Annotated in this window: 25 protein-coding genes; 21 read left to right on the top strand and 4 right to left on the bottom strand. The window is 72.6% G+C overall.

Annotated elements, in window-relative coordinates; all coding sequences use genetic code 11:
• Positions 1-28: 28 nt before the first annotated feature.
• The 11 genes from VMI11_04545 (at position 29) to VMI11_04595 (ending at position 10137) form a co-directional block, all read left to right on the top strand.
• Complete coding sequence (locus VMI11_04545; protein ID HTY71679.1) at positions 29-1093, top strand: zinc-dependent metalloprotease; 1065 nt, start codon at positions 29-31, stop codon at positions 1091-1093.
• A complete protein-coding gene (tilS, locus tag VMI11_04550; protein HTY71680.1) occupies positions 1090-2100 on the top strand; it encodes a tRNA lysidine(34) synthetase TilS in 1011 nt (336 codons plus the stop codon). Before VMI11_04545 ends, tilS begins: the two co-directional genes overlap by 4 nt.
• Positions 2090-2641 (top strand): hypoxanthine phosphoribosyltransferase, encoded by a 552-nt coding sequence (gene hpt / locus VMI11_04555; protein ID HTY71681.1) that lies wholly within the window; start codon positions 2090-2092, stop codon positions 2639-2641. The genes tilS and hpt overlap by 11 nt, the downstream gene beginning before the upstream one ends.
• A gap of 170 nt (positions 2642-2811) precedes the next feature.
• Entirely contained in the window at positions 2812-4824 is a 2013-nt protein-coding gene (gene ftsH, locus VMI11_04560; protein ID HTY71682.1) for an ATP-dependent zinc metalloprotease FtsH, read from the top strand.
• Positions 4825-4834: 10 nt separating this feature from the next.
• Complete coding sequence (gene folE / locus VMI11_04565; protein HTY71683.1) at positions 4835-5440, top strand: GTP cyclohydrolase I FolE; 606 nt, start codon at positions 4835-4837, stop codon at positions 5438-5440.
• Between the two features lie 62 nt (positions 5441-5502).
• On the top strand, positions 5503-6303 hold the full coding sequence (gene folP / locus VMI11_04570) for a dihydropteroate synthase (protein ID HTY71684.1): 801 nt from the start codon (positions 5503-5505) through the stop codon (positions 6301-6303).
• On the top strand, positions 6300-6662 hold the full coding sequence (gene folB / locus VMI11_04575; GenBank protein ID HTY71685.1) for a dihydroneopterin aldolase: 363 nt from the start codon (positions 6300-6302) through the stop codon (positions 6660-6662). The genes folP and folB overlap by 4 nt, the downstream gene beginning before the upstream one ends.
• Positions 6659-7180 (top strand): 2-amino-4-hydroxy-6-hydroxymethyldihydropteridine diphosphokinase, encoded by a 522-nt coding sequence (gene folK / locus VMI11_04580; protein HTY71686.1) that lies wholly within the window; start codon positions 6659-6661, stop codon positions 7178-7180. Before folB ends, folK begins: the two co-directional genes overlap by 4 nt.
• Positions 7177-7659, top strand: coding sequence for a DUF3180 domain-containing protein (locus VMI11_04585; protein HTY71687.1), 483 nt, complete (start codon positions 7177-7179; stop codon positions 7657-7659). Before folK ends, VMI11_04585 begins: the two co-directional genes overlap by 4 nt.
• 100 nt (positions 7660-7759) lie before the next feature.
• A complete protein-coding gene (locus VMI11_04590) occupies positions 7760-8512 on the top strand; it encodes a hypothetical protein (protein ID HTY71688.1) in 753 nt (250 codons plus the stop codon).
• Between the two features lie 35 nt (positions 8513-8547).
• Positions 8548-10137, top strand: coding sequence for an alpha/beta hydrolase (locus tag VMI11_04595; GenBank protein HTY71689.1), 1590 nt, complete (start codon positions 8548-8550; stop codon positions 10135-10137).
• Between the two features lie 78 nt (positions 10138-10215).
• Here the strand turns inward: VMI11_04595 and VMI11_04600 are convergent, their stop codons facing one another.
• Both VMI11_04600 and VMI11_04605 read right to left on the bottom strand, forming a co-directional pair.
• Positions 10216-11364, bottom strand: a complete 1149-nt coding sequence (locus VMI11_04600) for an NADH-quinone oxidoreductase subunit D (GenBank protein HTY71690.1) — start codon at positions 11362-11364, stop codon at positions 10216-10218.
• Positions 11361-12344 carry an SAM-dependent methyltransferase gene (locus tag VMI11_04605; protein HTY71691.1) on the bottom strand — a complete coding sequence of 328 codons (984 nt, stop codon included), beginning with the start codon at positions 12342-12344 and terminating at the stop codon, positions 11361-11363. The genes VMI11_04600 and VMI11_04605 overlap by 4 nt, the downstream gene beginning before the upstream one ends.
• An 88-nt stretch (positions 12345-12432) precedes the next feature.
• Here VMI11_04605 and VMI11_04610 point away from each other — a divergent pair, with 88 nt between their 5' ends.
• The 10 genes from VMI11_04610 to VMI11_04655 all read left to right on the top strand — a co-directional run bounded on the left by VMI11_04610 (position 12433) and on the right by VMI11_04655 (position 23568).
• The gene (locus VMI11_04610) at positions 12433-13338 is read left to right on the top strand and encodes a DUF2520 domain-containing protein (GenBank protein ID HTY71692.1); all 906 of its coding nucleotides are present in this window, start codon (positions 12433-12435) and stop codon (positions 13336-13338) included.
• The gene (gene panC / locus VMI11_04615) at positions 13335-14180 is read left to right on the top strand and encodes a pantoate--beta-alanine ligase (GenBank protein ID HTY71693.1); all 846 of its coding nucleotides are present in this window, start codon (positions 13335-13337) and stop codon (positions 14178-14180) included. Before VMI11_04610 ends, panC begins: the two co-directional genes overlap by 4 nt.
• Positions 14180-15814 carry an L-aspartate oxidase gene (locus VMI11_04620; GenBank protein HTY71694.1) on the top strand — a complete coding sequence of 545 codons (1635 nt, stop codon included), beginning with the start codon at positions 14180-14182 and terminating at the stop codon, positions 15812-15814. The genes panC and VMI11_04620 overlap by 1 nt, the downstream gene beginning before the upstream one ends.
• Entirely contained in the window at positions 15811-16695 is an 885-nt protein-coding gene (nadC, locus tag VMI11_04625; protein ID HTY71695.1) for a carboxylating nicotinate-nucleotide diphosphorylase, read from the top strand. Before VMI11_04620 ends, nadC begins: the two co-directional genes overlap by 4 nt.
• The gene (locus VMI11_04630) at positions 16695-17456 is read left to right on the top strand and encodes a type III pantothenate kinase (protein ID HTY71696.1); all 762 of its coding nucleotides are present in this window, start codon (positions 16695-16697) and stop codon (positions 17454-17456) included. The genes nadC and VMI11_04630 overlap by 1 nt, the downstream gene beginning before the upstream one ends.
• Before the next feature lie 106 nt (positions 17457-17562).
• Complete coding sequence (locus VMI11_04635) at positions 17563-18099, top strand: dihydrofolate reductase family protein (GenBank protein ID HTY71697.1); 537 nt, start codon at positions 17563-17565, stop codon at positions 18097-18099.
• 91 nt (positions 18100-18190) lie between these two features.
• Positions 18191-19714 carry a lysine--tRNA ligase gene (gene lysS, locus VMI11_04640; protein HTY71698.1) on the top strand — a complete coding sequence of 508 codons (1524 nt, stop codon included), beginning with the start codon at positions 18191-18193 and terminating at the stop codon, positions 19712-19714.
• Positions 19711-20214 (top strand): amino-acid N-acetyltransferase, encoded by a 504-nt coding sequence (locus VMI11_04645; GenBank protein HTY71699.1) that lies wholly within the window; start codon positions 19711-19713, stop codon positions 20212-20214. Before lysS ends, VMI11_04645 begins: the two co-directional genes overlap by 4 nt.
• A gap of 134 nt (positions 20215-20348) precedes the next feature.
• Positions 20349-20678, top strand: coding sequence for an Lsr2 family protein (locus tag VMI11_04650; GenBank protein HTY71700.1), 330 nt, complete (start codon positions 20349-20351; stop codon positions 20676-20678).
• 388 nt (positions 20679-21066) lie between these two features.
• A complete protein-coding gene (locus tag VMI11_04655) occupies positions 21067-23568 on the top strand; it encodes an ATP-dependent Clp protease ATP-binding subunit (protein ID HTY71701.1) in 2502 nt (833 codons plus the stop codon).
• A 377-nt stretch (positions 23569-23945) separates the two neighbouring features.
• Here VMI11_04655 and VMI11_04660 read toward each other — a convergent pair whose 3' ends face one another.
• A complete protein-coding gene (locus VMI11_04660) occupies positions 23946-24140 on the bottom strand; it encodes a hypothetical protein (GenBank protein HTY71702.1) in 195 nt (64 codons plus the stop codon).
• Positions 24141-24512: 372 nt separating this feature from the next.
• Positions 24513-25385 (bottom strand): A/G-specific adenine glycosylase, encoded by an 873-nt coding sequence (locus VMI11_04665; GenBank protein ID HTY71703.1) that lies wholly within the window; start codon positions 25383-25385, stop codon positions 24513-24515.
• Positions 25386-25439 lie beyond the last annotated feature (54 nt).

Here is a 25439-nt window from a genome sequence, read left to right on the forward strand (position 1 = left end):
GCGCCGAGGGACTGCGTACGGTTGGGCGGTGCCCGAGACCTCAGCGCTCGTCGACTGGAACCTCGCCGCCCGCCTCGGTGCGGGGCTGGCCGGCCGTGGACCCGCCGTGACGCCGGAGGAGGCGCGCGAGGTCGTCCTCGCCCTGCGCGCGGGCGCCGCCGAGGCGCGGGTGCACGTGCGGGCGTACACCGGTCTGGACGCGCCCACCGCCGACGCCCCCGTCGAGGTGGTGGACAGGCGACGCTGGATCGAGGCCAACGCCCAGGGGCTGGCCCGGCTCTTCGCCCCGCTCGAGGAGGTGCTGCGGTCCCGGGTGCAGAACGAGGCGTTGCGCCGCGTGGGCGGGACGCTGACCGGCAGCGAGGTCGGTGCCGCGCTCGCCTGGATGTCCGGCAAGGTCCTCGGGCAGTTCGACATCTACGCGGGGCTCGATGACGGGCGTCCCGGGCGGCTGCTCCTGGTCGCTCCCAACGTCGCCCAGGTCGAGCGGGAGCTCGGGGTGGACCGCGGCGACTTCCGGCTGTGGGTGTGCCTGCACGAGGAGACCCACCGGGTCCAGTTCACCGCGGTGCCGTGGTTGCGGGACCACCTCGTCGGCGAGGTCCGGGAGCTGCTGCTCAGCGTGGGCAGGGACGCGCAGTCCGGGGAGCTGGCCGAGCGGTTGCGGGACCTGGCGCAGGCCGTGGGCGAGGCCCTGCGCGGTGGCGGCGCACCCGCGGTCGACCACATCCTCCAGAGCCCCGAGCAGCGGGAGCGGATGGCGCGCCTGACGGCGGTCATGAGCCTGCTGGAGGGCCATGCCGACGTCGTCATGGACGGCGTCGGGCCGGACGTGGTGCCCTCGGTCGCCGAGATCCGCGCCCGCTTCCAGGAGCGCCGTGAGCACCCGGGCCGTATCGAGGCGGCGATGCGGCGCCTGCTCGGGCTCGACGCCAAGCTCCGCCAGTACCGCGACGGCGCCGCCTTCGTCCGCGGGGTGCTCGACGCGGCCGGGATGGAGGGGTTCAACCGGGTCTGGGAGCGCCCGGCCAACCTGCCGTCCGACCGTGAGATCCAGGCGCCTGGCGAATGGGTGCACCGGGTCCTTGGATGAGCGGTCCCGCGACCGAAGTGGCGCTCGTGCGGGCCGCCGTACGTCGGTGCGTGGCCGACCTGCCGCGTGGGTCGCACCTGCTCGTCGCCTGCAGCGGAGGTGCGGACTCCCTCGCCCTCGCCGCCGCTGCGTCCTTCCTCGCGCCCCGGGAGGGACTGCCGGCCGGCGGCGTCGTCGTGGACCACGGCCTGCAGCCCGGCTCGGCCGAGGTCGCCGCGTCGGTCCGCACCCAGCTGCTGGCCCTCGGACTGACGCCCGTGCGCATCGTGCGGGTCGAGGTGGGACGTGGCGGCGGACCGGAGGCGGCGGCTCGGGACGCCCGGTACGCCGCGCTGCGCTTCGTCGCCGACGACGTCGGCGCGGCGGCGGTCCTGCTCGGGCACACCCTCGACGACCAGGCGGAGAGCGTGCTGCTCGGGCTCGGCCGCGGGTCCGGGGCCCGCAGCCTCGCCGGCATGGCCCCGGTGAGCGGGCTGTGGCGCCGGCCCTTGCTGGGGATCCCCCGGGAGACCACGCGAGCGGCCTGCGCAGCCGAGGGGCTGCCGGCCTGGGAGGATCCGCACAACGCCGACGACTCCTTCGCCCGGGTGCGAGTCCGCCGCGACGCCCTTCCCGCCCTCGAGCGGGCCGTCGGGCCAGGGGTCGCCGCAGCCCTGGCCCGGTCGGCGCGACTGCTGCGTGCGGACGCCGACGCCCTCGACGGGTGGGCGGAGAGCGCGTGGCGCGGCCTCGGGGCCGGAGCCGTTCTGGACGCCGGGGAGCTGGCCGGCCTACCGCGAGCCGTACGCTCCCGCGTCCTGCGGCTCGCGGCGACCGACGCCGGGGTCCCCCCGCTCGCACTCGAGCACGTCGAGGAGCTGGACCGCCTGGTCACCGAGTGGCACGGCCAGGGCCCTGTGTCGCTGCCCGCGGGGGCGAGCGGGCGTCGCGCCGGCGGCGCGCTGCTGCTCACCCCCGGTGCGGTGGCAGGGGCAGCGGCTGTGCAGGATGAGCCCCGTGGACGCTGAGGACGTGGGCGCGGACATCGAGCGCGTCCTCATCGAGGAGAAGCAGATCCACGCCAGGATCGCCGAGCTGGCCGCGCAGATCGACCGGGACTACGCCGGGCGCGACCTGCTGCTGGTCGGCGTGCTCAAGGGCGCGGTGATGGTGATGGCTGACCTGGCCAGGGCGCTGCACCTGCCCGCGCAGATGGACTGGATGGCGGTGTCGTCGTACGGCTCGGGCACCAAGAGCTCGGGCGTCGTCCGCATCCTCAAGGACCTCGACAAGGACATCACCGGGCGCGACGTCCTCGTGGTGGAGGACATCATCGACTCGGGGCTCACCTTGTCCTGGCTGCTGCGCAACCTGCGCTCCCGGGCGGCGGAGTCGGTCGAGGTCTTCACGCTGCTGCGCAAGCCGGAGGCCGCGAAGGTCGACGTCACCGTGCGCTACGTCGGCTTCGACATCCCCAACGAGTTCGTCGTCGGCTACGGCCTCGACTACGGCGAGCGATATCGGAACCTCCCCTTCATCGGGACCCTCCACCCCTCCGTGTACAGCTGAAGGAACGTCCTGGCGAATCTCAGCGTTGGCATCCATGTGGGCGACTCTCGGGCCGCCGGGCTACCCTGGTGGTCCGGACGACCCGATGTCGCCTGGCCACATCGCGGCGCGTGAGGGCGAGCCGCAGTCGATCCCGAGGTTCAGGAGGTCGGGGCCGCCAGCGTCCCGAGATGCCAGTGAAGCGTTACTTCCGCGGTCCCGTGCTGTGGATCGTCGTCGTCGTCATCGCCCTCCTGGTCGCCCTGCAGCTGCTCTCCAGCGGAGGGACCGCCAAGAAGGTCGACACCTCGACGATCCTCAGCGAGATCCGCTCGGGTCAGGTCGAGTCGGCCAAGGTCGTCGACACCGACCAGCGGATCGAGGTCACGCTCAAGAACGGTGAGAAGCAGCGGGCCCAGTACGTCGACCCGCTCGGACCCATCCTCGTGCAGGCCCTCGACGAGGCGAACCTGCCCGGTGGCTACGACAACTCCCACCCCACGCCGAGCCTGATCGGCTCCCTGCTGGTCAACATCCTGCCGATCCTGCTGCTGGTCGTCCTGTTCTTCTTCGTCATGAACTCGATGCAGGGCGGCGGCTCGCGGGTCATGAACTTCGGCAAGAGCCGCGCCAAGGTCGTGTCCAAGGACACGCCCAAGACCACTTTCGCCGACGTCGCCGGCGCGGACGAGGCCGTCGAGGAGCTCGAGGAGATCAAGGAGTTCCTCGCCGACCCGGCGAAGTTCCAGGCGGTCGGGGCCAAGATCCCCAAGGGCGTCCTGCTGTACGGCCCGCCGGGGACGGGCAAGACGCTGCTCGCACGCGCCGTGGCCGGCGAGGCGGGCGTCCCGTTCTTCTCGATCTCCGGGTCGGACTTCGTCGAGATGTTCGTGGGCGTCGGGGCCAGCCGCGTTCGCGACCTGTTCGAGCAGGCCAAGACCAACGCACCGGCGATCGTCTTCGTCGACGAGATCGACGCGGTCGGGCGGCACCGTGGAGCCGGCCTCGGCGGGGGCCACGACGAGCGCGAGCAGACCCTCAACCAGCTGCTCGTCGAGATGGACGGCTTCGACGTCAAGGGCGGGGTCATCCTCATCGCCGCGACCAACCGACCCGACATCCTCGACCCGGCGCTGCTCCGCCCCGGTCGCTTCGACCGGCAGATCGCCGTCGAGCGCCCTGACCTCACCGGCCGCTTCGAGATCCTCAAGGTCCACGCCAAGGGCAAGCCCCTGGCCGGCTCGGTGGACCTCATGGCCGTCGCGCGACGTACCCCCGGCTTCACCGGCGCGGACCTCGCGAACGTGCTCAACGAGGCGGCCCTGCTGACGGCCCGCAGCGGCAAGAAGCTCATCGACCCGCCAGCCATGGATGAGGCCATCGACCGGGTCGTCGCCGGCCCGCAGAAGCGCTCGCGGCTGATGAACGACAAGGAGAAGAAGATCACCGCCTACCACGAGGGCGGTCACGCGCTCGTGGCCGCGGCGCTGCCCAACACCGACCCCGTGCACAAGATCACGATCTTGCCCCGCGGACGGGCGCTCGGCTACACGATGGTGCTGCCCGACGAGGACAAGTACTCCACGACCCGCAACGAGATGCTCGACCAGCTGGCGTACATGCTGGGCGGCCGGGTGGCCGAGGAGATCGTCTTCCACGACCCGACCACCGGCGCCGCTAACGACATCGAGAAGGCGACGGCGGTGGCCCGGGCGATGGTCACCCAGTACGGCATGAGCGAGCGGGTCGGCGCGATCAAGCTGGGCCAGGACTCCGGCGAGGTGTTCCTCGGCCGTGAGCTGGGCCACCAGCGCGACTACTCGGAGGGCATCGCCGAGATCGTCGACGAGGAGGTGCGCAAGCTCGTCGAGAACGCCCACGACGAGGCGTACGAGATCCTGCTCGCCAACCGCGACGTCCTCGACACCCTCGTCGTGGAGTTGCTGGAGAAGGAGACGCTCGACAAGGAGGCGGTTGCCGCCATCTTCGCGCCGGTGCAGAAGCGCCCATCGCGGCCGGTGTGGCTGTCCTCCGCGCGCCGCCCGGTGTCCGACCGCCCGCCGGTCGTGTCCCCGCGCGAGCTCGCGAGCGCGAACGGCTCGCCGAACGGCTCCAACGGCTCCAACGGGTCCAACGGTCACTCGAGCCTCGGCGGCGAGCCGACCGACGTCGGCCACCACGACCTGACTCGCCCCGCTGAGTGAGCGCCCGCCCGTGACCGACTCGATCAGCCTGCCCTCGACGCAGCGTGTCGGCCCGTTCGACCACGAACGGGCCGAGCGCGCGGTGCGCGAACTGCTCCTCGCGATCGGTGAGGACCCCGACCGCGACGGCCTGCGCGACACCCCCGCGCGGGTGGCTCGGATGTACGCCGAGATCTTCAGCGGACTGCGCCAGGAGCCGGAGGACGTGCTCACGACGACCTTCGACCTCGGTCACGACGAGCTCGTCATGGTGCGCGACATCGAGGTCTGGAGCCACTGCGAGCACCACCTCGTCCCGTTCTTCGGCAAGGCGCACGTCGGCTACATCCCCTCCCGGGACGGACGCATCACCGGGCTGTCCAAGCTGGCGAGGCTGGTGGACCTGTATGCGAGGCGTCCCCAGGTGCAGGAACGACTGACCACGCAGGTGGCGGACGCCCTGGTCCGCGTCCTCGGCCCGCGCGGCGTGGTCGTCGTCTTCGAGTGCGAGCACCTGTGCATGGCGATGCGCGGCGTGCGCAAGCCCGGCTCCACGACAACGACCTCCGCGGTCCGCGGGCAGCTGCGTGACCCCGCCACCAGGGCCGAGGCGATGAGCCTCATCCTGGGCCGGTGAGCGGACCCAAGGAACCCGCCAGGCTGCCGGAGGCTCTTGCGGGGCTGGGCCGCACCGCCGTCATGGCCGTGCTCAACGTCACGCCCGACTCCTTCTCCGACGGCGGTCGCTACCCCGACGTCGCCACGGCGGTCGCCCACGGGGTCGCCCAGCACGCCGCCGGTGCCGACCTGGTCGACGTCGGTGGCGAGTCGACGCGCCCGGGGGCCTTCCGGGTCGACCCGCGGGAGGAGCAGCGTCGGGTCCTGCCCGTCGTCCGCGGCCTGGTCGCGGCGGGCGTACCGGTGAGCATCGACACCATGCGCGCGGAGACCGCGCTGGCCGCCGTCGACGCCGGCGCCTGCATGGTCAACGACGTCAGCGGCGGCTTGGCCGACGACGCGATGCTCGCTGCCGTCGCCCGGCTCGGTGTGCCGTACGTCGTGATGCACTGGCGCGGTCCCAGCGACCGGATGGCGACCCTGGCGCACTACGACGACGTCGTCTCGGACGTCTGCCGTGAGCTGTCCGCGAGGGTCGAGGCGGCCGAGGCCGCCGGGCTCGATCCGGCGTCCCTCGTGCTCGACCCGGGCCTCGGGTTCGCGAAGCAGGCCGAGCACAACTGGTCGCTGCTCGCATCGCTCGACGTCCTGGCCGAGCTCGGCCGCCCGCTGCTGGTCGGCGCCTCGCGCAAGCGCTTCCTGGGGGAGCTCCTGGCGGACGCCACCGGTCCGCGGCCGGTCGGCGAACGCGACGCCGCGACCGACGCCGTGTCCGCCCTCGCCGCCGAGTCGGGTGTGTGGTGCGTGCGCGTGCACGACACCCTCGGCAGCCTCGACGCCGTCCGGGTGGCCGCCGCGTGGCGGGAGGCGCGCCGCCGATGAGCGACCGGGTCGCCCTCACCGGTCTGCGCGCACAGGGGCGCCACGGCTGGTTCGCCCACGAGACGGCGAACGGCCAGGAGTTCGTCGTCGACGTCGTCCTGCACGTGGACACTCGCCCAGCCGCCGCCTCTGACGACCTGGCCGACGCCGTCGACTACGCGTCGGTGGCCGAGGCGGTGGTCGGTGTCGTCGAGGGTCCGCCGGTCCGGCTCATCGAGACGCTCGCTCAGCGGGTGGCTGACGTCTGCCTGGCCGACCCACGGGTCGGGGCCGTCGAGGTCGTCGTGCACAAGCCGCAGGCGCCACTCGACGTCGCCTTCGGTGACGTCGAGGTGCGCATCCTGCGGGAGCGCGGATGAGGCGCGCGGCACTGAGTCTGGGCTCCAACCTCGGAGACCGGCTGGGGATCCTCGCCTCCGCGCTCAGCGGCCTGGCGGCGACCGGCGGGCTGCGGGTGGTCGCCGTCTCCTCCGTCTATGAGACCGAGCCGGTCGGGGGGCCCGAGCAAGGGCCCTACCTCAACGCCGTGGTCGTCGCGGACACCCTCCTCGAGCCGGCCGAGCTGCTCGAGCGGGCGCTCGCGGTCGAGCACGCCCACGGCCGGGTCCGTGAGGTCCGCTGGGGGGCCCGGACCCTCGACGTCGACGTGCTGTCCGTGGGATCCGTGGTGAGCGACGACCCACAGCTCACCCTCCCGCACCCCCGCGCCCACGAGCGGGCGTTCGTGCTCGTCCCCTGGGCCGAGGTCGATCCCGAGTACGCCGTCCCGGGCCTCGAGCGGACGGTCGCCGCCCTGCTCGCGGCGCTGCCGAGCGTCGACGGCGTACGACGCACCGCCGGGGCCGACGTGCTCCGGCTCGACGAGGTGCCCCGGTGAGGCCGAACGACTGGCGCACGCTGGTCCCGCTCGTCGTCGTCGCGACGGCCTGCGGCTGGCTCTTCGCGCGCATGCTGGAGAGCCGCCGCGGCGAGGTGGGCGTGCCACCGTGGTCGGCCGCGATCGTGCTCGCCGCATCCGGTGTCGCCCTGGTCTTCACCGCGCGCCGAACGCGCGCCCGCCTCTCCCGCCGCCCCGGAACCACGCCGGTGCCGCCGCTGGTCGCCGCCCGGCTGGCCGCCCTGGGGGTGGCCGGCTCGCGGGCCGGTGCCATCGTGGCGGGCGCCTATCTCGGGTACGCGCTCTTCGTCGTCGGCGACCTCTCGACGCCGTTTCGCCACTCGGTGTTCTGGCGCAGCCTCGCCTGCGCGGGCGGTGCGACCCTGGTCGTCCTCGGCTCGCTGCTCCTCGAGCACGCCCTGCGGCTGCCGCACGACGAATCGGCCAAGCCCGGTGACCGACAGGAATCGCCGGATTAGATGCACGATGCGTCATCGCCTCAGTGCGTACGGTGATCCCTGTGCTCGGAGTGGCTGATGCCGGTACGCGAAGCGTCACCGACCCCGTAGCGTTGTCCTCATGAGTCAGCACGCGCGCCCCTCCGGGGGGCGTGGGGGCGGGTGGTTCATCGCGCTCGCCTTCGTCGTGCTCGTGGCCGGCGCCTACCTGGCCAACACGGTGGACAACGCGGCCCGGCCGGCGGTCGGCCTGGCGTCGCTGTCCGCCGCGGCCCTCGCGCTGCTCTCCGCCCGCGTCGAGCGACGGACCAGGGCCCGCATCGAGGAGCTCAACGAGGCCCAGCGGCGCGAGGCGTACCGCATGCGGGTCGAGCTCGACGAGGCCCACGCGCGGGCCCAGCGGGCGCTGCAGCGGGCCGCCTCAGCGGAGGCCGCGGTGTACGCCCTCACGGCCGCCACCGAGGGGTTGCTGGCCGCGCGCCAGGCGCTCATCGCCGCCTCGGTCCACGCCGGCGCCGCCCCGACCACGCCCTCCGTCGCGCCTGAGACCCAACAGCCTCAGCTGCTGCGGCCAACCGTTCCGCCCTTCCCCGAGCCCGCGGGTCCCTTCGCCCCCGCGGCCTCGCTCACACCTCCCTCGCTGGAGTGGCCGCTCGCCGATGTGCCCGCGCCGCGCCGCGAGCCGTCGCTCGACCTGCCCCTGGTCCCCGCGCCCGTGGCCCCCGTCACGCCGCTGTTCGTCCCGGTGGAGTCGCCCACCCAGCCGTCCACCGGCGCGGCGAGCACCGCCACCGGCAACGGCACGGAGCCGCGCTCGTCGGAGCTGGTGGACCTCACGAGCACGTCGACGACCCACTTCGCTCGTCCGGCCTGAGCGCCGTCCGTCCCACTCGTTCTCGGAGGAACCTCGTGCGCAGGCTGGTCGCTCTTGCGACCGGTGCCGCCCTGGCCCTGGGCCTGCTGGTCGTGGCCACCCCCGCCGGTGCCACTGGCGGCACCTCGGCGTCGGCGAAGCTGGCTTCCACGCTGGCCTGGAAGAGCTGTACCGACCCCGACATGGCGGGGTCCGGGGCCCTGTGCGCGACGCTGAAGGTCCCCCTTGACTGGAAGCACCCGTCCGGGCCGACGATCTCCCTCGCCCTGTCGATGGTGCGCCACACCAGCTCGGCGGCTGCCTACCAGGGCGTGATGCTCGCCAACCCGGGTGGACCGGGCGACCCGGGGCGGTGGCTCGCCACGGAGGGCGGGAACGTTCCCGACGGCGTCGGCGACACCTACGACTGGGTCGGCTTCGACCCGAGGGGGGTCGGGGCCAGCCGGCCGCTGCTCCGCTGCATCCCCGACTACTTCCGTGCGGATCGCCCGGACTACCGGCCGACGACGCCCGCGCTGGTGAAGACGTGGTTGCACCGCTCCGCGGCGTACGCCACCGCCTGCGGCAAGCACGGGGGCGCGCTGCTCGCCCACGTGAGCACGGTCGACACCGTCCAGGACATGGACGCGATCCGTCGCGCGCTCGGCGTCGGCACGATGAGCTTCTACGGGTTCTCCTACGGCACCTACCTCGGGCAGGTCTACGCGACCCTGCACCCCACGCGGGTCTACCGGATGGTGCTCGACAGCAACGTCGACCCCCGACGGGTGTGGTACGACGCGAACCTCGACCAGGACGTCGCGTTCGAGAAGACCATGGCGGCCTGGTTCACGTGGATCGCGTCGCACCATGCGACGTACGACCTCGGCCGGAGCGAGCGCTCGGTCAAGCGCCTGTTCTACGCGCAGATGAACGCGCTGGTGCACAAGCCCGCCGGAGGCGTCGTAGGCCCCGACGAGTGGAACGACCTGTTCCTCGAGGCTGGCTACTACACCTCGACGTGGGTCGAGCTCGCCGACGCTTTCGCGCGCTGGGTGCACAAGCACAAGGCGGACGAGCTCATCGACGAGTACGAGGCGACCGACACGCCGGGCGACGACAACGCGTACGCGATGTACAACGCGGTCCAGTGTCTCGACGCGCCCTGGCCGAAGCTGTGGTCGACGTGGAAGCGCGACAACGACCGCGTCAACAAGGTTGCGCCGCTCATCACGTGGGGCAATGCCTGGTACAACATGCCCTGCCGCACGTGGCCGGTGAAGTCCGGGCACCCGGTGCACGTCAGCGGCGCGAAGGCGCCGCCTGTCCTGCTCATCGACGAGACGTTGGACGCGGCGACGCCGTACACCGGCAGCCTGTGGGTGCGACACCTGTTCCCGAAGTCGCGGCTGGTCGCGGTGGTCGGCGGTACGTCGCACGCGAACTCCCTCAACGGCAACGCGTGCGTGGACGACGCGGTGGCGAGGTACCTCAGGAACGGCGCACTGCCGACGCGCCGACCCGGCGCCGGCCATGCCGACAAGAGCTGCCGGCCGTTGCCGCTGCCGAGCCCGGTGCTCGACGCCCTCCAGGCGCACGCCTCACCGTTCGCCCGTCTCGGCAAGGTGCCCGTCGGCCTCCTCTGACCTCGCGGTCATGCACCTTGACGCTGTCATGAACCTTGACAGGGGCCTTCGCAGGACGCATGACACGGCGAGCCCGCGTCAGCGGTCGGCGTCGCCGAGCACGAACGCGAGCGAGGCGAGGACCGGCACCAGCTGCCCCACGCGCGTGCCGGGCAGCAGGGCCTCCAGCAGCTGCAGGTGCGCGTAGGACGGGGTCCGCATCTTCAGTCGCCACGGTGTGCGCTCCCCCCGGGAGACCAGGTAGTACCCGGCCGCGCCAAGGGGCGACTCGGTCCAGACGTAGGCCTCGCCCTCGGGCACGCGCAGCGACTTCGGCATGCGCACCGACACCGGGCCTGGCCCGCAGGCGTCGACGCGATCCGCGCTGACCTCCGCGAGGTCCAGGGCGACCCTGGCCTGCTCCGCGAGCAGCTCCAGCCTCGCGCGCGCGTCCCCCTCGTCGCACAGCGGCACGACGAGTCGCTCGCCGAGCTCGGCGTAGGCGAGGTACGGGTCGTCGCGGCGCACGTCGAGGTCGTAGCCGCTCGCCCTGGCCACCGCTCCCGAAAGGCCGTACGGCTCGACGAGGTCCGGCCGCACGACGCCCACCCCTCGCGTCGCGGCCTCGAAGCGCGGGTCGTCGAACAGGCCCGTCGAGACCTCGTCCAGGGCTGACTCGGCCACGCGCAGCGCCTCGCGGACCCGAGACGTCCACCCCTCGGGGATCTCGGCCCGCAGGCCACCGACCTGGTTGAGCATCGCGTGGATCCGCCCGCCCGAGACCTCCTCCAGGACCCGTTGCAGCGCCTCGCGTCCGTCGATCCCGCGCACCCGCTCGGCGGGACCGTCGAGGGGGAAGGTGCCGAGGAAGGCGAGGTGCGAGAGCGCCCGGCCGACCTCGGCCAGCAGGGTCCGGGCCCACGTCGCGCGAGGCGGCGCCTCGATGCCGAGCATGCGCTCGAGGAGCAGAGCGATTCCCAGCTCGCCCGAGAACGCCGCCAGCCAGTCGTGCCGGTTCGCCAGCACGAGGGCCTGACGATAGTCGCGGACCTCGAACAGCTTCTCGGCGCCGCGATGCATCAGCCCGATGTGCGCGCGGGCCGTGGTGATGAGGTCGCCGTCGACCTCCAAGGACAGCCGCAGACCCGGGTGGCTCGACGGGTGGGCGGAACCCAGGTCGAGGACGAGGTCCACGGGCTCGCCGGGCACGAGCGCCGCCAGCGGGGACGTCGCGACGTGCACGGTCACGAAGGCATCATGCCGGGCTCGGGGAGGCCGCGACCGTGCAGCAGCCAGCCGAAGCGCCCCGGCCCGTCGGGGTCGAGCAGCAGTCGGGCATCGGCCGCCTCGGCCAGGCGGCGCGCGTACGTCCGCGGGTCCGTGCGGGCGTCCGCCGCCGGCGGCAGGCGGGCGCTGACTCCGAGGACGGGCAGCAGGTCCGCCTGCCGCGCGAGCAGCGTCCACCCGTCCGAGGGCGAGGCGGCTGCGCACGAGTCGAGGGCCACGTGCGCGGTCAGGTCGCAGCTGCCGTCCGGGACGGGCGGGACCCGTGCGCCGTCGCGGTAGCCGGCGAGCGAGCCGGCGGGCAGGCTCGCGCGGTCGTCGCGCGTATGTCCGTAGTCGATCGCCAGCGCCGCTCCCGCCTCGACCCGGTCGGCGAGGGAGGACCACAGGAGGTCGCGGGGGCGGCCGACTTCGGCCCGCTCGCCTGTCGCCAGGGGCCACCACCGGTCGAGCCACGCCAGGTCCGCCGCCGCCGGCTCCGGGCCGAGACGCTCGGTGCCGGTGGCCGGGTCGACGAGGACGAGGCGGGTCACGCCGGAGTCGTCGCACGCGACGAGGGGACAGGGCAGCGCATCGAGCAGCTCGTTGGCGAGCAGCAGGCCGACGACGTCGGCGGGCGGCTGATTCGCCCACTCCACCCGGCCCGCCAGGCCGGCCGGTCGCCCTGAGATGTCCACACCGATCAGCCGCCACCGCTGCGGCGCGTGCGCGGCGAGGAGCGTGAGCAGCGATCCGTCACCGGCCCCGACGTCCACCACGACGAAGCCGTCCGGTTCGCCCAGCGCGACGTCCAGGTCGCGGGCCAGCCGGAGGAGCGCGCCGGCGAAGGCGGCCGAGGTGGCGCAGGTGCGGAAGTGGGCGGTCCCGCCCGCGGCGGTCCGGAAGAACCCGGCCGGTCCGTAGAGGGCGTCCTGCCACGCCTGCTCCCAGGGGACGTACGCCATCTCGGCCACGCTAGCGCCGAGCGCGCTCCCGCACCCGCCGCGGGCGCGGGAGCACCGGGTCGGCAGGCGTCGTTAGGCTGGCTGGATCATGAGCGAGCCCTCGGACTGGCGGCGTCCGGCCCGCCTGTCTGTCGGCGTGGTCGGGGTGGGTCGCGTCGGGTCGGTGCTGGGGGCGGCCCTGGAGAGGGCGGGGCACCACGTCGTCGCGGCCGCGGCGGTCTCCGAGCGCTCGCGCGCCCGCGCTGACGCCCTGCTGCCCGGCGCCGAGCTGCTCGAGCCGCCGGCGGTACTGGCCCGAAGCGACCTCGTGCTGCTCACCGTTCCCGACGACGAGCTGCCCGGCCTCGTCGCGGGGCTGGCCGCCACCCGAAGCGTGCGCCCGGGCCAGTTCCTCGTCCACACGTGCGGCCGGTACGGCGTCGCGGTGCTGGAACCCGCGACCCGGGCGGGCGCGCTGCCGCTGGCGCTGCACCCGGTGATGACCTTCAGCGGCACCACGGCCGACCTGCCGCGACTCGGCGGCGCGAGCTTCGGGGTCACCGCGCCCGAGGCCCTGCGCCCGGCCGCTGAGGCGCTGGTCCTCGAGATCGGCGCGGAGCCGGTCTGGGTCGAGGAGGGCCTCCGCCCGCTGTGGCACGCCGCCCTCGCGCACGGGGCCAACCACCTCGTCACGCTCGTCGCCCAGTCCCTCGACCTGCTGCGCGCCGCCGGGGCCACCGAGCCCGACCGGGTGCTCGCACCGCTGCTGTCGGTGGCGCTGGACAACGCGTTGCGCAGCGGTGACGCCGCGCTCACCGGACCGGTCGCCCGCGGGGACGCGGGCACCGTGGCCGCGCATGTCGCCGCGCTCGTCGAGGTGGACGCCGACTCGCTGCGCACGTACCGGGCCCTGGCCCGCGCGACCGCGGACCGCGCCCTCGCGTCCGGACGGCTGCGGGCCGCCGACGCCGAGGCGCTGCTCGACGCGCTCGCGGGCACCGAGGCGCACCCGTGACCCAGCCCCTGGTCGCGCGCACCCGGGAGGAGCTCGCGACGGCCCTGGGCGGGCTCGGCGACACGCGCACGGCCCTGGTGCCCACGATGGGGGCCCTCCACGCCGGGCACCGCGCCCTGCTGGCCCGCGCGGCCGACCTCGCCGACCGGGTGGTCGTCAGCATCTTCGTCAACCCCTTGCAGTTCGGCCCCGGCGAGGACCTGGACCGCTACCCGCGACCCTTCGCCGCGGATCTCGCCGTCTGCGCCGAGCACGGCGTCGACCTGGTGTGGGCCCCGGCGGTGGACGAGATGTACCCGAGCGGCCCGCCGAGCGTCCGGGTGTCGGCGGGACCTCTCGGTGACGTCCTCGAGGGAGCGCACCGGCCGGGGCACTTCGACGGCGTCCTCACGGTCGTGGCCAAGCTCCTCGGCCAGGTCCGGCCCCAGGTGGCGCTCTTCGGCGCCAAGGACGCCCAGCAGCTGGTGCTCGTACGTCGGATGGTGGCCGACCTCGACATCGGCGTCGACGTGGCCTCGGTGCCCACCGTGCGCGACCCCGACGGGCTGGCCGCGGCGTCGCGCAACGTCTACCTGGACCCGCAGCAGCGACGTTCCGCGCTGGCGCTCTCCCGCGCCCTGGCGGCCGGCGAGGCGGCGGCACCGCAGGGCGCGCGGGCCGTACGCGCTGCCGCCCGCGACGTCCTCGCCCAGCAGCCGGACGTGGTCGTGGACTACCTCGCCCTCGTCGACCCGGCAACCCTCGTGGAGGTCGCCGACGATGCGACCGGCAGCCTCCTTCTCCTGGTGGCGGCCCGGGTGGGCACGACGCGGCTGATCGACAACACGACGCTGACCTGCTGATGGCCGTACCGCTGCCCGCGCGCCTGCCCGCCCCGTCCGCGGGGTGGACCCTCGCCGCGGACGTCGTCGTGGTCGGCAGCGGGGTGGCCGGGCTCACGACGGCGCTGCAGGCCCGGTCCGCGGGCTCGGTGCTGCTGGTCACCAAGGCGTTGGTGGACGAGGGCTCCACGCGCTGGGCCCAGGGGGGGATCGCCGCCGCGCTCGGCGAGCAGGACACCCCCGAGCAGCACGAGGCCGACACGCTGGTGGCCGGTGCGGGCCTGTGCGACGAGGCGGCGGTACGGGCTCTCGTCACCCGGGGCCCTGGGGCGGTCCGGCGGCTGATCGCGCTCGGGGCGAGCTTCGACCGGGACGCGTCGGGGGAGCTGCAGCTGACCAGGGAGGGCGGCCACCACCGGGACCGGATCATCCACGCCGGCGGGGACGCCACCGGTGCGGAGGTCTCCCGTGCGCTCGTCCGTGCGGTGCTCGACGACCCGGCCATCGAGGTGATCGAGCACGCCCTGGTCATCGACCTGCTGCGCGCCGCCGACGGCTCGGTCTGCGGCGCCACGCTGCACGTGCTCGGGGAGGGGCAGCGCGACGGCGTCGGGGCGGTGCACGCCCGAGCCGTCGTGCTCGCCACCGGCGGGCTCGGCCAGGTCTTCGCGCAGACGACGAACCCGCGGGTCTCGACCGGTGACGGCGTCGCGGTCGCGCTGCGCGCCGGTGCCGTGGTCGCCGACCTCGAGTTCGTCCAGTTCCACCCGACGGTCCTGTGGCTGGGGCCCGACGTGAGCGGCCAGCAGCCACTGATCTCCGAGGCGGTGCGCGGCGAGGGCGCCTACCTCGTCGACGACGAGGGCAAGCGGTTCATGCTCGGCCTGCACGAGCTCGCCGACCTCGCCCCGCGCGACGTCGTGGCCAAGGCCATCATGCGCCGCATGCGCGAGACCGGTGCGCCCCACGTCTGGCTCGACGGCCGCCACCTGGGCGAGGCGACCTGGGCACGGCGGTTCCCCACGATCCTCGCGTCCTGCCGCAGCCACGGCGTGGACCCCGTCACCGAGCTGGTCCCGGTGGCCCCGGCCTGCCACTACGCGAGCGGCGGGGTGCGCACCGACCTCGACGGGCGCACGTCGGTGCCCGGTCTGTACGCGTGCGGCGAAGTCGCCTGCACCGGGGTGCACGGCGCCAACCGGCTCGCCTCCAACAGCCTGCTCGAGGGCCTGGTGTTCGCCGAGCGCATCGGCGCGGACCTCGTCCGTGGGCTGCCGGACCGGCGCGAGCCGGCCGAGGGCGGGGCGGCGGGAACGCCGTACCTGCTCGCGGAGTCGGTACGTCCCGCCGTCGCCGAGACCATGACCGAGGGCGCCGGCGTCCTGCGCAGCGACGCCAGCCTCGGCCGAACCCTCGACGACTTGGCGGAGCTCTCCGGCCGACGCAGCGCGGAGCCCGGCGCGGGGGAGTGGGAGGCCGCGAACCTGCACACCGTCGCGACCTTCCTGGCCACGGCCGCGCGGCGTCGTCGCGAGACCCGAGGGTCGCACTGGCGCGAGGACTACCCGGAGCGCGACGACGAGCACTGGCGGGTACGCCTGCTCGGCCGTCTCGTCGACGGTGTCGTGGAGCTCGCCGAGGAGCCGGTGCGGTGAGCCTGTCCCCCGAGCTCGCCGCCCGTCTCTCGACAGCCGGGCTCGACCCCCGCCAGGTCGAGGCGCTCGTGCGCGCCGCGCTCGAGGAGGACCTCGCCGGAGGTGTCGACGTCACCTCGGTGGCGACCGTCGCGGTTGCGCAGCGGTCGGTCGGCGACCTTGTGGCCCGGGCGGCCGGCGTGGTCGCCGGCCTGCCGGTCGCGGAGGCGGTGCTCGAGGTGGTGACGGAGGGCGACGTCCTGCTCGAACGCCCCGTCGCGGACGGAGACCTCGTGGGTCCCGGTCAGCTGCTGCTCAGCGTCGAGGGCACGACCCGCGCCCTGCTCACCGGGGAGCGCACGGCGCTCAACTTCCTCGGCCACCTGTCCGGGGTGGCGACCCTCACGCGGCGATGGGTGGACGCGGTGGCAGGCACCGGTGCAGCGATCCGTGACACGCGCAAGACGACGCCGGGACTGCGCGCACTCGAGAAGTACGCCGTGCGCGCCGGCGGCGGTGTCAACCACCGCATGTCGCTGTCCGACGCGGCGCTGGTCAAGGACAACCACGTCGTGTCGGCGGGCGGCGTCGCCGCGGCGTTCGACGCCGTCCGGCGTGCCTGGCCGGACCTGGCCGTCGAGGTCGAGGTCGACTCCCTGGCCCAGCTGGACGAGGTGCTCGACGCCGGCGCCGACCTGGTGCTGCTCGACAACATGGACGTCGCGGACCTGCGCGAGGCGGTACGTCGTACCGCCGGTCGAGCCCGCCTCGAGGCGAGCGGCGGGCTGCGGCTGGAGAACGCCAACGACGTTGCGGCGACGGGTGTGGACTATCTCGCGGTCGGCGCGCTCACGCACTCGGCGCCGGTCCTCGACATCGGTCTCGACCTCCGGGCGGTGTGATGCTCCTCGCTGTCGACGTCGGAAACACCCAGACCGTCCTGGGGCTGTTCGCGGGGGAGCGACTGCATCGCTCCTGGCGGGTGCGTACCGACGCGCGCGCCACGGCCGACGAGATGATGCTGACCCTGCGCGGCCTGCTCAGCGACCAGCCGCGGATCACCGGGGTCGCGTTGTGCTCGACGGTCCCGTCGGTCCTCGGGGAGCTTCGCCAGGTCTTCGACCGATGGCACCAGCGGGTCCACGTCGTGGTCGTCGAGCCCGGGGCGCGCACCGGGGTCGCGCTGCAGTACGACAACCCGAAGGAGGTCGGCCCCGACCGGATCGTGAACACGCTCGCGGCGTACTCGCTGTTCGGTGGTCCCTGTGTGGTCGTGGACTTCGGTACCTCGACGAACTTCGACGTGGTCGGGCCGAAGGGTGAGTTCCTCGGCGGCGCCCTCGCGCCTGGGATCGAGATCTCCATCGACGCACTCGCCGCGAGGGCGGCGCGCCTGGTCAAGGTGGAGATCGCCCGGCCGCGCTCGGTCATCGGGAAGTCGACGGTGGAGGCGCTGCAGTCGGGGTTCCTGTACGGCTTCACCGGGCAGGTCGACGGGATCGTGCGGCGGATCGTCGCTGAGCTCGGCGGTTCGGTGACCGCGGTCGTGGCGACCGGCGGCCTGGCGCCCGCAGTCGTCGCCGAGTCGGAGACCATCACCGACCACCGCCCCGACCTCACGCTGCTCGGCCTTCGGCTGGTCTACGAGCGCAACGTCCCCTGACGCGCCGCCCGATCTCGATGGGTGCCTGCGACCATCGGCGGGACGCGAGACCACCACCCGCGCGCCGTGTCCACGAGCCCGCTCCTTGTCCATCGGAGGTGCCGAAGTGCGCAAGGTCGTCGTCTACGAGCTGGTCTCCCTCGACGGCGTTGCCGAGATGCCGGACAGCTTCTTCACCGAGTGGGATGACGCGATGGACGCGAACCTCGACGCCGTCATCGCGGCTCAGGACTCGGTCATCCTGGGCCGGCGCAGCTATGAGGAGTGGGCGGACTACTGGCCGGGCAGCGACATCGAACCCTTCGCGACCTTCATCAACGGGGTCGCGAAGCATGTCGCCACCTCCTCGCCGCTGGACCGTGCGTGGCCCAATGCGAGCGCGGTGGACGGCGACCTGGTCGAGTTCGTGCGTGACCTGAAGAACGGGCCCGGAGCCGACATCGGCGTGCATGCGAGCATCTCGGTCGCCCAGGCGCTGCTTGCCGCCGGCGTCGTCGACGAGATCCGGCTCGTGATCGCTCCGGCGGTCGTGGGCAACGGACGAAGGCTCCTCGACGGCTTGCCGGCGATCCGGCTGGAGTCGATCCGAAGCACGACCTCGCCCAGTGGCCATCTGCTCGCCGACTACCGCGTCATCGGCTAGGCCAGCAGCCGACGCTGACCACCCAACGGGGCCACCCCCGGAACTGCCCCAGGTGTCGCCCCCACCGTCCTGCGTCCTACCCTTGCCCGCCATGACCCAGGATCCGTCGCCGGTGGAGGACACCGACGTCTCGGCAGAGCTTCCCGAGCAGTTACGGGTCCGGCACGAGAAGCGCGAGCGGATGCTCGCGGAGGGGATCGAGCCGTACGTCGTGGGCTACCCCCGCACGCACACCATCGCCGAGGTGCGCACCCGGTGGGCGGACCTCCAGCCTGACACTCAGACCGGCGAGAGGGTCTCGGTCACCGGGCGGGTCATGTTCCTGCGCACGACCGGCAAGCTGTGCTTCGCGACGGTGCACGAGGGCGACGGGACGCCGCTGCAGGTGATGCTGAGCCTCGATCGAGTCGGCCCCGACTCACTCGAGCGTTGGAAGTCCTTCGTCGACATCGGCGACCACATCGGCGTCACCGGCGAGATCGTGTCGTCCCGACGCGGCGAGCTGTCCGTCCTCGCGCAGGACTGGGCCATCACGGCCAAGGCGTTGCGACCGCTGCCCAACGTCTACGAGGGCGCCCAGCTCTCCGAGGACCTTCGGGTGCGGCGCCGCTATGTGGACCTGATCGCGCGGCCGGAGGCGAGGACCATGGCCCGCCTCCGCCCCGCTGTCGTGCGGTCGGTTCGCGACTCCTTCGAGCGGCGCGGCTTCGTCGAGGTGGAGACGCCGATGCTGCAGACGCTGCAGGGCGGTGCGACGGCCCGGCCCTTCGTGACGCACTCGAATGCCTTCGATCTGAATCTGTTCCTACGCATCGCGCCCGAGCTCTTCCTGAAGCGGTGCGTGGTCGGCGGCATCGAGCGGGTCTTCGAGATCAACCGGAACTTCCGTAACGAGGGCGCGGACTCCACGCACAGCCCCGAGTTCGCGATGCTCGAGGCTTACCAGGCATACGGCGACTACGACACCATCGGCGTCCTCACCAGAGACCTCGTGCAGGAGGCGGCGCTTCGTTGCTTCGGGAGCCTGCAGGTCACGCTGGCCGATGGTGCGGTGCGCGATCTGTCGGGCACGTGGAACCAGGTCACCCTGTACGGCTCGCTCTCGGCCGCTCTAGGTGAGCCGGTGACGCCGGACACCCCACGCCGCCACCTGCGCAAGCTCGTAGAGGCGGCCGGCCTCGACGTCGCCCCGGAGGCGGTTGCGGGGAAGCTCGTCGAGGAGTTGTTCGAGCACCACGTCGTCCACACCTTCGAGGGACCGACATTCGTGCGCGACTTCCCCGTCGACACCTCACCGCTCGTCCGTGCCCACCGCAGCGAGCCGGGGCTGGTGGAGAAGTGGGACCTCTACGTCGACGGGATCGAGCTGGCCACCGGCTACTCGGAGCTCATCGACCCCGTCGTGCAGCGGGAGCGTCTGGTCGAGCAGTCCCGGCTCCGCTCCGGCGGCGACGTCGAGGCCATGCCGCTGGACGAGGACTTCCTTCGAGCCATGGAGCACGGCATGCCGCCCATGGGGGGCATGGGGATGGGGATCGACCGGTTGCTCATGGTGCTCACCGGCCTCGGCATCCGAGACACGATCCTGTTCCCGCTGGTCAAGCCGGAGGGCTGACCCCGGTGGTCGAGGTACGTCCGGCGCGGACGGCCGACGTCGTGGCCATCCGCGGCCTCGTCGACGCTTACGTGGCCGACCGTCGCCTGCTCGCCAAGGCGACGGTGACGCTCTACGAGGACGTCCAGGAGTTCGTGGTCGCCGTCGCGGACGACCGGGTGGTCGGCTGCGGCGCCCTCCACGTGCTATGGGAGGACCTGGCCGAGGTCCGTACGCTCGCGGTGGCGGCCGACTTTCAGGGGCGCGGCGTCGGCTCGGCGGTCCTCGAGGCGCTGATCGGACGCGCCCGGCAGCTCGGCATCCGTCGGCTGTTCTGCCTGACGTTCGAGACCGACTTCTTTGCCCGGCACGGGTTCGTGGAGATCTCGGGTGCGCCGGTCAGCCCGGAGGTCTTCGCGCAGCTCCTGCAGTCCTACGACGAGGGCGTGGCTGAATTCCTCGACCTGGAGAGAGTGAAACCGAATACCCTCGGGAACGTCCGCATGCTGCGGATCCTGTGAATATCCGGGATGTTTTCCACAGGGCGAATCGGGTAAATCGAGCCGCAATCCACAGCCGGGTGGGCGAATACCAAAATAGTCGTCTATTCTGCTGCTATCCCGGGGGCCACGCGAAACCCGGTCAGGAGGAAGTAATGGCGCAGAAGATCCAGGTGGTTCTCGAGGACGATCTCGACGGCGGACCCGCCGACGAGACCGTGGTCTTCGGCCTGGACGGCACGACGTATGAGATCGATCTCAACAAGAAGAACGCCTCGAAGCTGCGCGACGCACTGGCCCCGTGGGTGGGCGCCGGACGGCGGACGGGTGCCGGGCGCGGCGGCGCGCGTCGGGCCCGTGGCCGAGCGTCGCGCGGTTCCCAGGCGGGCGACGTCCGGACCTGGGCGCGTGAGAACGGCTACCAGGTGAGCGAGCGAGGCCGCATCTCGGCCGAGATCCAGGCTGCGTACGCCGCGGCGCACTGAGGTTCAACGACCTGAGGTCCGAGACCCGAGGTTGGCGAACGCGAGCCGCTTCACGGCGGCTCGCGTTTCGCCTGCCGAGCCGCTGGGGGGCGGCTCGCGTTTCGCCTGCCGAGCCGCTGGGGGCGGCTCGCGTTTCGCCTGCCGAGCCGCTGGGGGCGGCTCGCGTTCGCCTGCCGAGCCGCTGGGGGCGGCTCGCGTTCGCCACAGGCGTAGTGCCTGGGGGAAACCTCGTCCCCCTCGCCGATGTTGCGAACGAGTGACCGGCGGCTCGGCTCAGAGCCGGGCGTCGGCCTCGGGACTAGCATGAGGTGACAGGGCCGCGCAGCCGGCCGGGGGTCGACCGATCCCTGGGGAGCCCCGCGGCCACGTCGCGTGAGGAGCGAGACGAATGTTCGAGAGGTTCACCGACCGCGCGCGGCGGGTTGTCGTCCTGGCCCAGGAGGAGGCCCGGATGCTCAACCACAACTACATCGGCACCGAGCACATCCTCCTCGGGCTCATCCACGAGGGTGAGGGTGTCGCCGCCAAGGCCCTGGAGTCCCTCGGCATCTCCCTCGAAGCGGTCCGCCAGCAGGTCGAGGAGATCATCGGCCAGGGCCAGCAGGCCCCGAGCGGGCACATCCCCTTCACCCCGCGGGCCAAGAAGGTCCTGGAGCTGTCCCTGCGCGAGGCGCTGCAGCTCGGCCACAACTACATCGGCACCGAGCACATCCTGCTGGGCCTGATCCGCGAGGGTGAGGGCGTCGCCGCGCAGGTCCTGGTCAAGCTCGGGGCGGACCTCAACCGGGTCCGCCAGCAGGTCATCCAGCTACTCTCCGGCTACCAGGGCAAGGAGCCGGCGGCCGCCGGCGGCCCGGCCGCCGAGGCGCCGTCGACCTCCCTCGTCCTCGACCAGTTCGGCCGCAACCTCACCCAGGCCGCGCGCGAGGGCAAGCTCGACCCGGTGATCGGGCGCGAGAAGGAGATCGAGCGGGTCATGCAGGTGCTGTCCCGACGCACCAAGAACAACCCGGTCCTCATCGGCGAGCCGGGCGTGGGCAAGACCGCCGTGGTCGAGGGCCTGGCCCAGGCGATCGTCAAGGGCGAGGTCCCCGAGACGCTGAAGGACAAGCAGCTCTACACCCTCGACCTGGGCGCGCTGGTGGCCGGCAGCCGCTACCGCGGCGACTTCGAGGAGCGGCTGAAGAAGGTCCTCAAGGAGATCCGCACCCGCGGAGACATCGTGCTGTTCATCGACGAGCTGCACACCCTCGTCGGAGCGGGCGCGGCGGAGGGCGCGATCGACGCGGCCAGCATCCTCAAGCCCATGCTGGCCCGCGGTGAGCTGCAGACCATCGGGGCCACGACTCTCGACGAGTACCGCAAGCACCTGGAGAAGGACGCCGCCCTGGAGCGGCGCTTCCAGCCGATCCAGGTGGCCGAGCCGTCGCTCGCGCACACCATCGAGATCCTCAAGGGCCTGCGCGACCGCTATGAGGCCCACCACCGGGTCTCGATCACCGACTCGGCGCTGGTCGCGGCCGCCAACCTGGCCGACCGCTACATCAGCGACCGCTTCCTGCCGGACAAGGCCATCGACCTGATCGACGAGGCCGGCTCCCGGCTGCGCATCCGCCGCATGACCGCCCCGCCGGACCTGCGCGAGTTCGACGAGCGGATCTCGGCCGTGCGCCGGGAGAAGGAGTCGGCCATCGACGCGCAGGACTTCGAGAAGGCCGCCAGCCTGCGCGACAAGGAGAAGCAGCTGCTCGGTGAGAAGGCGCAGCGGGAGCGCGAGTGGAAGTCCGGCGACATGGACATCGTCGCCGAGGTCGACGAGGAGCTGATCGCCGAGGTCCTGGCCACGGCCACCGGCATCCCGGTCTTCAAGCTCACCGAGGAGGAGTCGGCCCGGCTGCTGCGCATGGAGGATGAGCTGCACAAGCGGGTCATCGGCCAGGAGCAGGCCATCCGGGCGCTGTCCCAGGCGATCCGTCGCACCCGAGCCGGGCTGAAGGACCCGAAGCGCCCCGGCGGGTCGTTCATCTTCGCCGGCCCATCCGGCGTCGGGAAGACCGAGCTGTCCCGCACGCTCGCCGAGTTCCTGTTCGGGGACGAGGACTCCCTGATCCAGCTCGACATGAGCGAATTCTCCGAGAAGCACACGGTTTCCCGGCTCTTCGGTTCTCCGCCCGGATACGTGGGCTACGAGGAGGGCGGACAGCTCACCGAGAAGGTGCGTCGCAAGCCGTTCTCGGTGGTTCTCTTCGATGAGGTGGAGAAGGCCCACCCGGACATCTTCAACAGCCTGCTGCAGATCCTCGAGGACGGTCGGCTGACCGATTCTCAGGGCCGTGTGGTCGATTTCAAGAACACCGTCATCATCATGACGACCAACCTCGGCACCCGTGACATCTCCAAGGGGTTCAACCTGGGGTTCGCCGCGGCTGGGGACACCCAGACCGGCTACGAGCGGATGAAGGCCAAGGTCAGCGACGAACTGAAGCAGCACTTCCGGCCCGAGTTCCTCAACCGGGTGGACGACATCATCGTGTTCCCGGCGCTCTCCCAGGAGGAGATCGAGCGCATCGTCGACCTCATGGTCGCCAAGCTCGACGAGCGGCTCCGCGACAAGGACATGGGCATCGAGCTCACCGGCCCCGCGAAGGCGCTGCTCGCGGAGCGGGGCTACGACCCCGTCCTGGGTGCCCGGCCACTGCGCCGCACGATCCAGCGCGAGATCGAGGACGCGCTGTCGGAGAAGATCCTCTTCGGCGAGATCACTTCTGGGCAGGTCGTGGTGGTCGACGTCGAGGGCGAGGGGGACGCCAAGACGTTCACCTTCACCGGGACCTCGAAGTCCTCGGTCCCCGACGTGCCACCGGTGGAGACCGCCGGCACGGCCGACTGAACCAGACGCGGACACCCCCCTTCCGATCCGGGAGGGGGGTGTCCGCGTCTGACGGGTGAGAGGGTGCGTGTGCCGTCGGAACGTGTCTGTCCGACCTCAGACATGCGGCGGTGCAGTCCGCAGCCGGATCTCGTCGCCGTCGGGATCGGTCAGGACCACGACCCCGACGTCGCTCCAGCTCGTCCGCCTGGCACCGACCGAGACGAAGCGGTGGACCTCAGCGTCAGGATCATCGTCCGCGACCAGCTCGAACCACTGGCGGGGAGTCCGCGGCCGGCGAGGAAGCTGTTCCCCGCCGCCGGAGAAGTCTTCAACGCGCTACCGCGGGAACTGCTGACTCGACCGTGGGAGCATCACATAGGCGCGGGGCCCTCGGGTCAGCGGTCCGCGGGGCAGTTGTCCCCGTCAGAGCCCGAGGCGACTTGTCCTGCAGCGACGCTGCCAGACAGCATCCGCTTGCCGTTGACGACGATGGAGAAGGGACCTGGGGCGACGTCCACGGCCACCCGCATCGGCACCATGATGTCCGGGGCGCCGAGAACCTCCGTCCCTCGCCTGAACTCGACGTGCACCTCTTGACCCGTCTTGAACTCGGAACTGACACCCACGCAGTAGGAGATCTCGCCCAGACGACCACTGACGTCCGGGGATGCGACCGCCGACGAGACGATCGGACTCGGAGTCCCGCTTGTCGAGGTGGAGGAGCAGGCGCTGACCACCGGGAGAACGAGCAACGACGTAACCAGGAGCGCGCCAGGTCTGCGCCCATGTACCCCCATGGCGCGATTGTGCTGCCTACGAAGCACCCCAGGGCGAGAACCGCCGAACCGGCGCCGGGTCACCCCCCTCGACCGCGAGTCAGAATGTCGGCTTCTCACTCACTGACGCGATACCGAACGGCATTCCTGAGGGGACGGGGCCGGTCCGCCGCGGCTGAGGCGGCGTCACGCCGGCAGGGCGTACCGCCCGTCGTCGAGGGCGACGACAAGCCCGTCGGCCACCAGCCCGTCGAGCGAGCGCTTGAGCTGGAGGGCGTCCGAGGCTGCGGCACGCAGCGTCCGGGCGGACACCGGCCCCGACGCGTCGCGCAGCAGCGCGAGCAGCCGCCCTCGAACCTGCCGGTCGGTCCCGTCGTAGGTCTGCGCGCGACGGGCCGGCCCCGCGGGGGATCCGGCCGCCCGCCACGCGCAGGCGTCGAGGAGGGGGCAGCATCCGCACAGGGGGTTTCGGGCGCGGCAGACCAGTGCGCCCAGCTCCATGACGGCCACCGACCAGGTCGCCGCGACCTCCGGGTCCTCGGGCAGCAGCGCCTCGGCCCGCTTCCGTTCCACAGCGCTGGGCCCGGACCCCGGCGGGGACTCGCGGCCCCCGAGCACTCGCTCCAGGACCCGGCGGACGTTGGTGTCCAGGACCACCTCCCGCCGTCGGAACGCGAACGCGGCGACGGCCGCCGCGGTGTAGTCACCGACCCCGGGGAGGCGGCGCAGCTCGGCGGTCGTGGTGGGCAGGTCGCCGCGGTGCTCTGCGACGCACTCCCGAGCGGCCGCGTGCAGCCGGATCGCCCGCCTCGGGTACCCGAGGCGGCCCCAGGCCCGGATCGCCTCGCCGGCGGGTTCGACGGCCAGCGCGGCCGGAGTGGGCCATCGGCGTACCCACGCTCCCCACACTGGCTCCACCCGCGCGACGGGGGTCTGCTGGAGCATCACCTCGGACACGAGGACGCCCCAGGGGGTCGTGTCGGGCCGTCGCCAGGGCAGGTCCCGCCGCTGCGAGGCGTAGAAGGCCAGCACCGGCTCCAGCAGCGTGTCCCCACCCATCTCGAGACGATCCTCGCAGAGGGGCCGGGTGCATGCTCGACGGCGATCCTCGCC

The organism is Actinomycetes bacterium (assembly GCA_035506535.1).
In the GTDB taxonomy this organism is placed as follows: Bacteria; Actinomycetota; Actinomycetes; order DATJPE01; family DATJPE01; genus DATJPE01.